Annotated in this window: 10 protein-coding genes and 1 pseudogene; 2 read left to right on the top strand and 9 right to left on the bottom strand. The window is 55.2% G+C overall.

Features of this window, described 5'->3' with window-relative positions:
- Positions 1-51: 51 nt before the first annotated feature.
- The 5 genes from F1381_RS06545 to F1381_RS06525 all read right to left on the bottom strand — a co-directional run bounded on the left by F1381_RS06545 (position 52) and on the right by F1381_RS06525 (position 6,770).
- On the bottom strand, positions 52-1,563 hold the full coding sequence (locus tag F1381_RS06545) for a hypothetical protein (RefSeq protein WP_151734020.1): 1,512 nt from the start codon (positions 1,561-1,563) through the stop codon (positions 52-54).
- Positions 1,560-2,672, bottom strand: a complete 1,113-nt coding sequence (locus tag F1381_RS06540; protein WP_151734019.1) for a Wadjet anti-phage system protein JetD domain-containing protein — start codon at positions 2,670-2,672, stop codon at positions 1,560-1,562. The genes F1381_RS06545 and F1381_RS06540 overlap by 4 nt, the downstream gene beginning before the upstream one ends.
- Before the next feature lie 240 nt (positions 2,673-2,912).
- Positions 2,913-3,515, bottom strand: coding sequence for a GNAT family N-acetyltransferase (locus F1381_RS06535; protein ID WP_246187929.1), 603 nt, complete (start codon positions 3,513-3,515; stop codon positions 2,913-2,915).
- 196 nt (positions 3,516-3,711) lie between these two features.
- Positions 3,712-5,625: a threonine--tRNA ligase gene (thrS, locus tag F1381_RS06530; protein WP_151734018.1), complete on the bottom strand. Its 1,914-nt coding sequence runs from the start codon at positions 5,623-5,625 to the stop codon at positions 3,712-3,714.
- 458 nt (positions 5,626-6,083) lie between these two features.
- On the bottom strand, positions 6,084-6,770 hold the full coding sequence (locus F1381_RS06525) for an HAD family hydrolase (RefSeq protein WP_151734017.1): 687 nt from the start codon (positions 6,768-6,770) through the stop codon (positions 6,084-6,086).
- A gap of 119 nt (positions 6,771-6,889) precedes the next feature.
- Between F1381_RS06525 and F1381_RS06520 the strand changes: the two genes are divergently transcribed.
- Positions 6,890-7,384 (top strand): DUF6803 family protein, encoded by a 495-nt coding sequence (locus tag F1381_RS06520; protein WP_151734016.1) that lies wholly within the window; start codon positions 6,890-6,892, stop codon positions 7,382-7,384.
- Positions 7,385-7,828: 444 nt separating this feature from the next.
- Positions 7,829-9,022 carry a pectate lyase gene (locus F1381_RS29060; RefSeq protein ID WP_343043391.1) on the top strand — a complete coding sequence of 398 codons (1,194 nt, stop codon included), beginning with the start codon at positions 7,829-7,831 and terminating at the stop codon, positions 9,020-9,022.
- Positions 9,023-9,146: 124 nt separating this feature from the next.
- Here F1381_RS29060 and F1381_RS06510 read toward each other — a convergent pair whose 3' ends face one another.
- From F1381_RS06510 to F1381_RS06495, 4 genes and pseudogenes are all read right to left on the bottom strand, one after another.
- A complete protein-coding gene (locus tag F1381_RS06510) occupies positions 9,147-10,538 on the bottom strand; it encodes a sensor histidine kinase (RefSeq protein ID WP_151734014.1) in 1,392 nt (463 codons plus the stop codon).
- A complete protein-coding gene (locus F1381_RS06505) occupies positions 10,528-11,235 on the bottom strand; it encodes a response regulator transcription factor (RefSeq protein ID WP_187355221.1) in 708 nt (235 codons plus the stop codon). Before F1381_RS06505 ends, F1381_RS06510 begins: the two co-directional genes overlap by 11 nt.
- Before the next feature lie 51 nt (positions 11,236-11,286).
- Positions 11,287-12,477 (bottom strand): cell wall-binding repeat-containing protein, encoded by a 1,191-nt coding sequence (locus F1381_RS06500; RefSeq protein WP_151734013.1) that lies wholly within the window; start codon positions 12,475-12,477, stop codon positions 11,287-11,289.
- Between the two features lie 148 nt (positions 12,478-12,625).
- Positions 12,626-12,871 (bottom strand): annotated as a pseudogene (locus tag F1381_RS06495) (beta-1,3-glucanase family protein); the annotation flags it as partial.
- Positions 12,872-12,985 lie beyond the last annotated feature (114 nt).

The raw sequence follows: 12,985 nt of genomic DNA, 5'->3' as shown, positions 1-12,985 counted from the left end.
AAGAACAGCCGTGAAGCCAGCTGTACTTGCTCTATTGAATAGCTCATGATGCTACCTCATTTCACTTTCTACTATTAACATGGTATAAGGGCTGATCTCCAGGCCCGGCCATTTTACGCTGCCGGATACAGGATCAGCGGTTGTGCGCAGCCGTTTGCCACGCAAGGCTTCCAGCCCGGAATCAGCGGCAAGCAGACGCAGCAGCAGTTGGCCGCACTCGTCGGTTCCGCTGCCCGGGCTTTCGTTCAGTTCCGGAACAAGCACCTCTGTGTGGAAGAACTGAATCCACAGATCGACGGCATCCGGCGTCTCAGCCCACAGCCGCTGTTCCTCTGCCGAGAATGAAGCCGCTGCGAAAGTAAAGCTGCCGGAACGTTCAAGCTCGCGGAATACCGGCAGCCAGAGCGCCGTGACCGTCTCCCACGGCACCGATTTCGGTACGTAGGGCTCAGGCTCCTGCACGGCCTCATCCTCCGGATAGTCGCTGTATTCTTCCACCAGGAATCCGGCTTCCTGCTCCTCCCAGGCCCAGGCCAGCGGGTAAATAAACTCCTGGGTCGGCGCAAACAGTCCGCCGATCACGAGTTCAAGCCCGGTCGCTTCAGGCAGACCTTCGGCCTTGATCCATTCCTCCCACACATTATTCCGGAAGTTATAACCTGCGGCTCCCCAGAACAGTTCGGGAAAGTTCAGCCGCAAATTCGTTTCCAGCTCGAAGATACCGAGCACGACACCCGCCAGCTCATCATGCACCCGGCGGGAAAGCTCGACGCGTTCGGAGAGCTGGCGCAGCTCATTAAAGTCGATGACATCCCTCTCGTCGTTGGCCAGCCGGGCCAGCGAACGGTGGATGTTGTCGAAATGCTTGCGCTCTTCGTCGAACTGCCGCCGGATCTCCTCCAGCCGCCGGTGCCGCAGCACACCGTATTCGCTGAACAGATGCTTCGGATTGCGGCGCAGCGCGCTGCGGTATTCCTGCTGGTGCTGGGTCATCTTGCGCACGCGCGAGATCAGCTCGTTCACATCCTGCGTCGCCCGGGTGACCCGGCCATGCTTGATGTGCATCTGAATTTCCAGCAGCTTGATGCTGATCTGAAACTCCTCGATAATCTCATGGCTCATGAAGATCAGCTCCATCGCGGTTTCGGACAGGCGGTACACCGTCCTGCCGCTCTCTTCCCAGCTGGTGCGCGTCGCATCCTCGTCCACCGTAAAATACTTATATTTATGCGAGGTCACCCGGCGCTGCTCATCATCATAATAATAGCTTTCAAAATCACCGCCGTTACCGCTCCACAGCAGTCCGTCCACCAGCCGCTCCACCGTCTCCGGCCGCGCCAGCCCGGAAATCCGGAAGCGCTCAAGCGAGTTCCAGGCCAGCAGGGTGATATCCTCCTTGGTCCGCCGGTCGCTGGACTCCAGCTCCAGATAATAGACCTGCAGCAGTACACTGAGCGCGATCATCTCCTTGTACGGCTGCAGCTCGCCGAGATTCATTCCTGCCCCGAGACTCCACAAGGGATTCAGCCGTTTGTTGCGTTCTCCAAAATCCGCCCAGTTCATGTCTTCGCCAACCTCGCCATCACTTCGTAGTTAAGAACCTCTTGGGGAAGCCGCCGGTCTTCTTCCACTAATCTTCCGATGAAAGCCTTCAAATCAGGATAACCCGCGGCTTCTTCCAGCACGGCTTCCAGATGCTGCGGATTACATTGCTGCCGCTTATCGTCATCATAGGGGTAAGTCCGCTTGGCACAATTCACCATTTGTTCGTAAAAAGGCAGCCCCAGCTGCAAATTAAGTCCGGGATAGCTCAGCTTCAAATTTCCGTAAATATCAAAGCCGGCCTTATCCATATCGCCTGCATAAATAATTGCCGGGTTCTCCGCTCCCCAATGCACGCCTTCCAGCTCTTCCAGATACTCAAGGCTCCGTACAATCTTCCACCCTTCCCCGTAGATGAGCATCTCCGGACGGTAACCGCAGACCGCACCGCCACTGCGCAGTATTCTCCGCGCCGATGTGTAGATTGACAGATTCTCTACAATTAGGATGGAATAAACCGCAGTCTCCGGCATCCGGAAAAAGATAAACGGCTCCCTGATATGTTCAGCCTTAAGCGATTCCAAAGAAAGTCCTAACCGGCTCAGAAACTGTTTACCCTTCGGTTCGGCCAGCCACTTCTCCCGGTCGAACAGCTCCAGCGAACGTTCTTCCCGGGTAACCCAGTCTCTCCGGTCAACCGTCCGCAGGAAATCGTACACCCGTGTTATGTATAACCAGTTCTCTGCTGTCTGTGCTTCAGGATGGTTCACAAAATAACGAAAGTTCAGCAGCTTCTGATCCATCATCCGCAGTATTTCGGCTTCACTCCATAGCGGGAGTGCAGAAGCATTCGCCGTTAGCCAGTACATCGCATCCACGCTGGTAGTCTTGTAGGCGGTTCTCTTGGCAAGCGGTGTTAAATAGCCTTCGGCAACGAGCGATGCGACCGCGTCCTCAAACCTTCCCAGTCCTTCAGCAGCATAATCCGCGCGGCTGGGATAGGATTGCTCCAGATCTTTCTCCAGATCCTTCAGCTTTACTTTCTTTCTGCTGCTGCGGACGCTTCCATATTTGCCTTCAAGCAGCTGTACTATAACTTTCTTCATGGCCTCACCCTCGAAAAATAGCATAACCCATAGCTCCTGGTGCGAGGTATGGGCAGGCGAATATATGTTTCTATTATAGCAATGATTGCTGCGGTTTGCATGGGTCTTTTTGGTAAGCAGAGAAAAGTCGCTTTGTATTTGAATCAGTAGGAAAAATGTGGTTTTGCGGGGAGCCGGAGGGAATCTCCCTCTAATTCTGCGGAGGAAGTCCAATAGTCCGGCTTTGCAGAAATAGAGGGAGTGATTTGAGTTACTGTTATACTATTACTGCTGCGAATATTTCTCCTTCAATAAGTATTCCAGATTGGCCTTCACCGCAGGCCACTCCTCATCGAGAATACTGTAAACCACATTATTCACGCTCGTACCGTCCGATGTCACCCGGTGCTTGCGCAGCACGCCCTCCCGGACGGCACCGATCCGTTCAATCGCCCGTTGCGATCTGATGTTGTGTTCGACGATGGTGAAGCTCACCCGCACCAGGCCCAGCTCCTCGAAACAGTGGCGCAGCAGCATGGCCTTGGCCTCGGTGTTCACGGCAGTCCGCCAATACTCCGGCGATATCCAGGTGCAGCCGATCTCGGCGCTCCGGTGTGCCCTGTCCAGGTGCATGATCCGCGAGGTTCCGGCAATCCGTCCGGTTGCCTGCTCCAACATTACAAATGGCAGCTCCGTCCCTTTGGCCCGGTTGGCCAGCGCAGTGTCAACCAGTTGCTCGGCTTCAGGCAAGCTGTTAATCTTGCGCCAGGTGAATTCCCAGATCCGGGGATCGTTCAGCAGTGCGGCAAGACCGGCCTTATGCTCTGCTTCCAGGGGTACCAGCCGGATGGCTTGGCCGTTAAATATACTCATTACAGTAGCACTCACGCAGATTGGCCTCCCAAATGTTGTTGTACAGATAAAGTTTCTATCAGATTATAAATGACAAGCCTCCAGGCTGTCTGCCGTAAAAGATTAAAATACCGCCCCGTCTTTGTAAACGGGGCGGCCTGTTTATACGGGTTGCCCAGATCTTTGGCGACCTGATCTCTGGCGGCTTACTTTCCAGCGGATGTCTTTCCTGTTACTGTCTATCCGAAGCTTCCTGCCGGAGCTGAACCGCAAGCTCCTGTACGCTGCAGGAGGTCTGCTTCTCGGTGCCGCGCTTGCGGACCGACACCAGGGCCGAGCTCTTCTCCTGTTCCCCCAGCACCAGCAGGTAAGGCACACGCTCCAGCCGGGCCTCCCGGATCTTCAGCCCCAGCTTCTCGCCCCGCGCATCCAGCTCCACCCGGATGCCGGACTGTTCCAGCTCCCGCTTGACCTGCACCGCATAATCCACATCATTCTCCGATACGGGCAGCAGCTTGACCTGCACCGGTGCCAGCCACAGCGGAAAGGCGCCGCTGAAATGCTCAGTGAGGATGCCCATGAACCGGTCGATTGAGCCGTATACGGCACGGTGAATGACTACCGGCCGGTGCTTGCCGCCGTCTGCGCCGACGTAAGTCAGATCAAATTTCTCCGGCATCTGGAAATCCAGCTGGATCGTCCCGCACTGCCAGCTCCGCTTCAGTGCGTCCTGGATATGAAAGTCGATCTTCGGCCCATAGAACGCGCCGTCGCCCGCATTGACGCGGTATTCCAGACCGCGGTTCTCCAGCACCTGCTGCAGCGAAGCTTCCGCCCGGTCCCACAGCTCCGGTGCACCCATGAAATCTTCCGGCCGCGTGGACAGCTCGACCTTATAGGAGAAGCCGAATACCCGGTAAATATGGTCGATCAGGTCGATCACCCGGCCGATCTCCTCTTCAATCTGCTCCGGCAGCACGAACAGATGGGCGTCATCCTGGCAGAACGTTCTGACCCGCATCATGCCGTTCAGCGCCCCGGAGAATTCATGCCGGTGCACCTGCCCGAACTCGGCGATGCGGATCGGCAGCTCGCGGTACGAGTGCAGGCTGTTCTTATATACCAGCATGTGGCCCGGGCAATTCATCGGCTTCAGGGCAAACTTGGCGTCGTCCACATCCGTGAAGTACATATTGTCCTTATAGTGGTCGTAATGGCCGGAGCCTTCCCACAGCCGGTTATTCATCATCAGCGGCGTGCGGACCTCGCTGTAATCGCGTTCCTGCTGCAGTCCGCGTGCGAACTGCTCCAGCTCATTCCGGATCAGCATTCCTTTGGGCAGATAGAACGGCATCCCCGGCGCTTCCTCGCTGAACATGAAGAGTCCCAGCTCCTTGCCAAGCCTGCGGTGGTCGCGCAGCTTCGCTTCCTCTAGCATATGCAGATGTTCGTCCAGCTCGCGCTTGCTCCAGAACGCCGTGCCGTAAATCCGCTGCAGCATCGGCTTCGCCGAATCTCCGCGCCAGTAGGCGCCAGCTACGCTCAGCAGCTTGAAGGCTTTGATCTGCCCCGTCGAGGCCAGATGCGGCCCGCGGCACAGGTCTGTGAATTCACCCTGGGAATACACGCTGATGGCTTCACCTTCGGGCAGCTCCTGGATCAGCTCCAGCTTCAGCCCCTCATTCAGGCCGCCGAATAACTCCATCGCTTCACTGCGGCTAACCTCCCGGCGGACAATGTGCAGATTCTCTCCGGCGATTACCGCCATCTCCTGTTCAATGGCGCCAAGCGCCTCCTGGGAAAGCGGCTCGGATATATCCATGTCATAATAGAATCCGTCCCCGATGACCGGACCGATGCCCAGCTTCACATTGGCGCTGCCGTAAATCCGTTTGACGGCCTGGGCCAGCAAATGGGCTGTGCTGTGCCGCAGGATGTGCAGAGCCTCCCCGCTCCCGGAAACGACAATTTCCACCAGGCTGTCTTCTGTTACCGGCTCTGCCAGATCCACAAGCCTGCCATCCACCTTGCCGGCTACAGCCTGCTTCTTCAGACTTGCACCGATTGATCCGGCGATTTCCAGAATTGTGGTGCCTTGCGCATACCCCCTGATTGTTCCGTCCGGCAGCATTACTTTGATCTCCATGTTTGTAGCCTCCAATTCTCCAAGGATTAGAATGAACGCAAAAAAACGCAATCTCCCATAAGGGACGAGTGCGTTCAGCTCGTGGTTCCACCCTAATTTGTTCCGCTTACGCTTACAGGCCCGGCTGTTGACGGGAGTGCAAGGCGTGCGGAGCCTCATTGGTATCCGGTATCGGGGATAAGTCGGCAGCATTTACAATCGGCCCAACAGCTGGCTGAGTTCAGTGCTGCGGCTGCAAAGGGGTAATATCCGGCCGGATTCTGCAAGAAGCTCTCACCGTTCACTTCTCTCTCTGGTCAGTCCGCGAGGGATATCCTGTCTTTGGTCTTCGCCTTGTGTGATGGAGTTGCTGGTTCCCATCTTACAGAACAGCTTCTGCAAAAGTCAAGACCTCTTGTAAAAATAGGCGGCCCGCCACACTGGCAGATGAACAGCGGCCAGCCCAGCTGCAGCTTTGCTCAGACCCCGCCGCCAAAGGAAACCGCCTGGCCGATGGAGCGGATAATTCCGGCAATATCGGCAACTCTGCGGGCGATATAATCCGCTCCTGCTCCGGCCAGCTCCTCTTCGGACCCGTACCCGAACAAGACCCCTGCCGAGGCAACTCCGCAGGCCTTTGCACCGATGATATCATGCTTCCGGTCGCCGATCATCAGCGCCTGCTCTGCCCTGATCCCATTTTCATCGAGCACATACCGGATAACCTCGGATTTCTTAGAGCGCGTTCCGTCCAGATTGCTGCCTGCCACATGCTTGAAATAACGGTCCAGACCGTAATGGCGGAGAATCTCTTCGGCAAATACCGTAGGCTTGGAGGTGGCGACATACAGGCTGTAGCCACTTTCGAGCAGTTCCTCCAGCAGCCGGGGAATTCCCGGAATGACACTGTTCTCATATAGGCCAATGGTCTTGTACCGTTCACGGTAATATTCTACGGCTCTCAGCGCCTGTTCTCCCGGAAAGCCCTGCAGCTCCACGAACGAATCGTACAGCGGCGGTCCGATATACGGCAGCAGCACATCCGGATGCTCCACCTGAATCCCGAATTTGTTCAGCGCATATTCCACGCTGCGTGTGATGCCTTCCTTGGGATCGGTTAAGGTGCCGTCCAAATCAAACAAAATGCTTTGTAATAATTCCGCCACGTATAGTTGCTCCCCTCAACTTTTTATATACGATCATACCCCGGTTTCTCCATACTTTCCACACAGTTCTCTGTTAATCTGCCATCTGTAAGCTATTTTCCCATTTGGAGGAACCCCTCATGACCATGACGCATTACATGTCTCTGCTTGCCGACAACCAGCCGTGGAACCTGATTCTGTTTATGGCGATTCCGGTTATATTTGCCGAGACCATTACCGTAACGGAATTCATCCTTCTGTTTACCCGCAAGCTGGACGGCCCGCTCAGAGCTTTTAACAAAATCTGCAGTATTCTTGCCGGCCTTTATTTCACCGGTATTTTCCTGTATCTGTTCCCTACCGCTTTTGTTCCGCTTACCGTGAACGGGGAATGGCATACCTGGGTGGATGTGGTGGCGGTTGGCTTTTATTTGAGCGGAGTCTTCTTCCTGCTGCCCCTGGCTTTGCTGGAGCTTGGCATCATCGGCCGCAAACGGAGCGGGGAGGAACGGCTGAAGCTGCATTTTGTGCTGGTCAGCGGTTTTCTGGTGGTCGCGCACATCGCCATGATCTTCGGCATGATCGATCCGGAAATTGTCGGCGGCATGGACAGTATGAGCAACATGAATCACTAAGCTTCATACTTTATTAAAATAAAAAGCCGGGATTGGATGGAAATATCCAGTTTCCGGTTTTTTTATTTTACTTGGCGCTGCTGATAATGACTGATTGACGATAGCCTTACTCCTATAAAAACAGAACCTGTCCGTCATACTCAGGTGCTTTTACAGACCCGGGTATTTCGAACTCCTGTCATTCTCTTTGCAAACAGATGAAGCGCACTCCCCCTACAAACAGGATAACGTTGTCATCCTGCGTTCAACGGTCAAGAACCTCGGCGGATCAGCCGGAGACAAGCACTCTATTTCGAAATCACCCTGTAATTACATCACACTTGTGTATTGTCGCTCTTTTATTATTGTTAAATTTGTTTATATAACCTTTTTTATCCATGTTCATGAAACAGTCAATCTTTTTATGTTGATCTAAAGCTTTTCTTGCTATAATTATGGTAATTCATGGTTAAGGAGGCATGGAGCTACCATAACGCCATTTTGAAAGCAAGTTTAGAAAGCGCTTTAATAAAATCCATCCAAAGGAGTGTTACATTTATGCTGAGGAGAAGCTTTGCCCTATTGACCGCGTTTATTCTGGTGCTGGTGCTCGGACAGATTCCGCAAGCCGATGCGGCTTCAGCGGCAGACCACGGACTGTACAAAATCATTAACCGTAACAGCGGGCAGGCCCTGGAAGTGTACAATTGGGCCCACGAGAACGGAGCCAATGTCTCGCAGTGGACCGATCTGGGCGGAGATAACCAGTTATGGCGGTTTGTGAGCATCGGCAGCGGTTATTACCAGATTATCAATGCCAACAGCGGACGGGCGCTGGAAGTGTTTCAATATTCCACAGCCGACGGCGGGAACATCGTACAGTGGCAGAACATTAACGGCTATAATCAGCACTGGAAGCTGGAGGACAGCGGCGGTTACGTCCAGCTCAAGAACCGGCACAGCGGCAAGGTAGCCGAAGTATACGCGCATTCTACAGCGGCAGGCGCCAACATCAGCCAATGGACCGATCTGGACAATCCCAACCAGCAATGGTCGCTGGTCAAAGTCTCCCCAAGCTCCACCACTGTCAACTCCACCATTGTAGTCAAATCCGGTGAGGTCTATGACGGCAAGGGCCGGACCTTCATCGCCGGCTCATCACTCGGTGACGGCAGCCAGGCCGAAGGCCAGAAGCCGGTGTTCAAGCTCGAAGACGGAGCCACACTTAAGAATATCGTGCTTGGCGCACCGGCGGCTGACGGCATTCATACTTATGGCGATGTCTATCTGTCCAATATTGTCTGGACGGATATCGGCGAGGATGCTTTGACCATCAAAGAGTCCGGAACCGTCACCCTCAACGGCGGAGCAGCCTACAACGGCAGCGATAAAATGTTCCAGATCAACGCCGCCAGCACCTTCAACGTATACAACTTCATCGGCCGCGACGCCGGCAAATTCATCCGGCAATTGGGCGGCTCCACCTTCACCGTTAAGGTCTTCATCGACAGCTGCGACATCGCCGGCATGGGTGAAGCCATCTTCCGCACAGACAGCAGCACCAGCTCGGTCACCATGACCAATACCCTCTACTCAGATGTAGGCGACAAATGGATCGGGGTCAAGCACGTAACCGAAAACAACAACACGGCTTACTGATACTGAATCCGTGTGGCTAGCTTGCTGAAGCCAAACTTCATGCCCATCCAGCAACGTTAGAATAACGATGCTCCGCACACAAAAAGGCGGCCGGCCCCAATCGCATCCTGAGCCCGCCGCCTTGCTATTGCAGCTTCCGGTAAAATGTAACCTCACAGCGTGTTCCTGCACCCGGCTTGCTTGTGATATCGATCTGCCCTCCATGCAGGTCCACCAGCTGCCGGACGATGGACAGTCCGAGTCCGGTACCGCCATACTGGCGGGAACGGGATTTCTCCACCCGGTAGAAGCGTTCGAAGATATACGGCAGCTCTTCCTCCGGTATGCCGATGCCGGTGTCTATAACGATGAATTGCACACGCTCATTTTCCTCCCGGACGGTGACCCGGATTTCTCCTTGTTCCGTGTACCGGACGGCGTTCTCCAGCAGATTCAGCGTAATCTGCTCCAGCCTTTTGCCGTCTCCGCTCAGCATTACCGCCTGCTCCGGAATGTCGGCCAACAGCTGCAGCCCCTTCGCCTTCACCGCCAATTCCTGCTTGCGCACCGCCTGAGCGGCGATCTGCGCGAAATCGACCGTATCCAGCTTCAGCGGAATCTTCCCTTCTTCCATCTTGGCCAGCTCAAACAGATCGTCCACCAGCTGTTGAAGCCGGTGCGCTTCCTGCCCGATAATTTCCAGGTACAGATTCTTCTCGTCTTCGTTCTCATACAATCCGCTGCGGACAACCTTGGCATAGCCTTGCAGGTAGGTGATTGGCGTGCGCAGCTCATGCGAGATGTTCGCCAGAAACTCCTGGCGCGTATCCCTGTACCGCTGAAGATCGGCGGCTAGATCATTGATCGCTCCGGCCAGGGAGCCGATCTCGTCGCTTCTGCGGAGACTCAGCCGGGTCTCCAGTTCACCGGCGGCAATCTTGCGCGTTGCGTGCTGCATCTGCACCAGCGGGCGCGACAGAATCCGTGCGATGAACCAGGTAAAGCCCAGCGCCAGCATAAATGCACCAATTCCTGCGAGCAGCAGAATCCGCCGCACCGCATCCAGCGACTGTTCCATACTGGCTGTGGACGACATGACGTAGAGTGCGGACTGTATGCCAGTCTGGCCGGCAATAGGTTGTCCCGATACGAAATAGCGTCCTCCGTCCGGGTCGGTATAGAGAAAATTGACCCGTTCTCCGTTAAATATAGCGGCTGTTTCCTGAGGGCGGATAAAGCTGCGGTCGGCGGCGTCGTGCAGGCCGGAGTGCAGCTTGGTGCTTCCGTCACGGGCAATATTAAAGATGCTGACCTCGGAAAATTCAGCAAAGGACAGCATCATCCGGTCAGCGGACGAGTCGCCCGCTTCCGCCATCGCGGTGAAATGCAGTGCCAGCTCCTCGGTCTCCTGCTCTTTCTCCCCGTAATAGAAGCTGCTGAACATCCGCTCTATGACGAACCCGAGCGACAGCAGCACAATGAGAAAGACCGAGAGAATGGCCAGACCCAGCTTGAATCCGATCCGGTTATGCTTCATCTGCTCCCCCGGTGATCTGGAATTTATAGCCGAGCCCCCATACGGTCTGGACCGGATTATACTCCAGCCCCGCCCGCTGCAGCTTCTCACGGATGTTCTTAATATGCGTATCCACGACCCGGTTGTCCCCTTCATAGTCGCCGCCCCACAGCCGGCCCACCAGTTCTTCCCGTGTGTATACCCTTTGTCCCCTGGCAAGCGTCAGCAGAAGATCAAACTCCTTGAGCGTGAAATCAACCGTCTGTTCCCGGATCTGCACTTCTCTGGACAAGGGATAAATCCGCAAGGAAGGGAAGGACAGCGCATCCTCTACTGGCAGTGAACGGGGGGCGGCCGCGCGGCGCAGCAGGGAGCGGACTCTGGCCGCCAGCTCCTCCGGTTCAAACGGCTTGGTCAAATAATCGTCGGCCCCTGCGTCCAGGCCATGAACCTTATCCTTCGTATCCGTCCGGGCGGTCAGCATCATCACGGGGATTTGCCGCACGGCCCGGATGGCCCGCAGCACCTGCCAGCCATCCATATCCGGCATCATAACATCCAGCAGGACCAGGTCGAATTCATGCTGCTCCAGCAGGCCGAGTGCTTCACTGCCCGTCCGGGCCTCCCGGATCAAGCAGCCCTCCTGCAGCAGGTAAATCCGCAGCAGGTTGCGCATATTCCATTCATCATCAACAATCAGCACCAGAGGTTTCGACAAGCTGCTCACCCTTTTTCAATTCTATTGGCACTATTATACCTGCCGGAAGGTTTAATGTCCCGAATGCGGATTTCCGCCTGAAGCAGGGCTGATTTCAAGCATGTCGTCAATCTCGCTTTGAGCATGTTCGGTAATTCCGTCCGTCCCGCCGGTGATCCAGGCATGGTTATAAGGTCCCTCTGCCGGTGAGTCCTGATATTTCGGCTGCAGCTCCATCGTATAGCTCATAACCGAATCCGGCAACCCGTCCTTCTCCGTATAGATCAGCGGTGCATGCTTGCCCAGATGGGAGAAGGGGGCAACGGCAGTGGCCAACAGCGGGTCTTCCGTCGTCACGAACGACAGATTGTGGCCCGGTGAAGTAATCCCCCAGCCAAACCCGGTCATTTCGTCCTTATACTTGGCAAAAGCAATGGCATTCGCATAAGGATCATCCCCCGATATGCGTGTAACCCGGCCGAAAGCTTCCAGTTCCCGGGCTACTTCGGCCGATACCGCCGCTTCCGGCCCGAGCACATACATATTCGCGGCACCGCCGCGTTCCTGCAGCGCCTTCACCGTTGCCTCCGGAATCTCATCCTTGCCGACATACAGCAGCGGCTCCGGCATATGGGCAATCCAGTTGACTGCCGGCAGGGTATATTCCGGACTGTCCACCGACCCGATAATAACACCGTCCGGAAGCGCTCCCGATACCGCTGCATAATAAGCGTCAATGTTCCGCGCAATCTCTGCCGGGTCATCGCCTGTAATGACGTCCACCTTCAAATCCAGCTTCTCAAGCTCGGCTTCGACGCCGTCCGGCACCGGACCGACGAGCACGGCTTGCACCCCGCCATTGCTCTCTGCACCGAGAGGCTTAAGCCGTTTCAGCTCGGCAATCGTGCTTTCCGGCAGTCCCTCCTCCCTGAAGAACAGGATGGGGCCATTGCTGGGATGATGGATCAGGTCGGCGCTGACTGCGGCGATCTGCCAGCTCTCCATCCCCGTCAGAATTACACTCGCCGGCCGGTTGCTGTCCGTTTGGGCTGTCCACAGGGAGCGGGACGCCAGCACCGCAGCCTCCACCGGATCGGAAGTGTTGACCCGGGTCGTATTCTTAGTGGCGATCCAAGGCAGTAAGACCTCAGCGCCAGCGCCGTTTTGATCCGTAGAAGCCTGGTTGTTGCTGCCGGAAGTACAGCCTGCCAGCACACCGGCCAGCAGAGTAAGTGACAGCATTGCTGCAGAAATTTTGTTCATATCTGATTCCTCCTACACAAATCTGTGGTGAATAGTTCAAAGTTTAAGTAATAAATGTGTAGAAAGAATGTGGAACAACTAAAAAAGAAGAAACCGCAGCCTTAGTCTGCAGGTTCCTTATTCCGCCCCAGCTTTAAGGCTATCCAATTTACCAGGCCACGCGGATGATCAGGGCCTTCGGATTGCCGACTTCCAGGTAGGCTGCCTGACCGTTAACATCGTCGTACGGGAAGCCGTAGGCGAGACCGTTTATACAGTGGTCATGCCAGAATTTCGCATAATAATTGGCGTTCGCTCCGCCGGGGGCAACGGAACCGTGAATCGGAGCCACGATCCGGCAGAGCGCTTGAACGGTGGCCAGCGGCTTGAAGGCGGAAGGAACTTTGTTCTGGTAGGCAGGTGCAATATTTCAGAATCAGGTCGAATTTTTGGATTTAACCTAATGGAATGAAGTCGAACCTGATTTTTTTCAAAAAATAAATCAGCCGTATAATCCTCCTGCGGAGGA

The organism is Paenibacillus tengchongensis (assembly GCF_008973665.1).
Lineage (GTDB): Bacteria > Bacillota > Bacilli > Paenibacillales > Paenibacillaceae > Paenibacillus_AQ > Paenibacillus_AQ tengchongensis.
Note: the sequence above shows the minus strand (reverse complement) of the source record. Positions and strands in the feature narration are given on the sequence as shown.

Coding starts and splice junctions, on each gene's coding strand:
- F1381_RS06545 (WP_151734020.1), bottom strand. CDS start 1,563: ATGAACTGGGCGGATTTTGGAGAACGCAACAAACGGCTGAATCCCTTG.
- F1381_RS06540 (WP_151734019.1), bottom strand. CDS start 2,672: ATGCTATTTTTCGAGGGTGAGGCCATGAAGAAAGTTATAGTACAGCTG.
- thrS (WP_151734018.1), bottom strand. CDS start 5,625: ATGGAGATCAAAGTAATGCTGCCGGACGGAACAATCAGGGGGTATGCG.
- F1381_RS06520 (WP_151734016.1), top strand. CDS start 6,890: ATGACCATGACGCATTACATGTCTCTGCTTGCCGACAACCAGCCGTGG.
- F1381_RS29060 (WP_343043391.1), top strand. CDS start 7,829: ATGGTTAAGGAGGCATGGAGCTACCATAACGCCATTTTGAAAGCAAGT.
- F1381_RS06510 (WP_151734014.1), bottom strand. CDS start 10,538: ATGAAGCATAACCGGATCGGATTCAAGCTGGGTCTGGCCATTCTCTCG.
- F1381_RS06500 (WP_151734013.1), bottom strand. CDS start 12,477: ATGAACAAAATTTCTGCAGCAATGCTGTCACTTACTCTGCTGGCCGGT.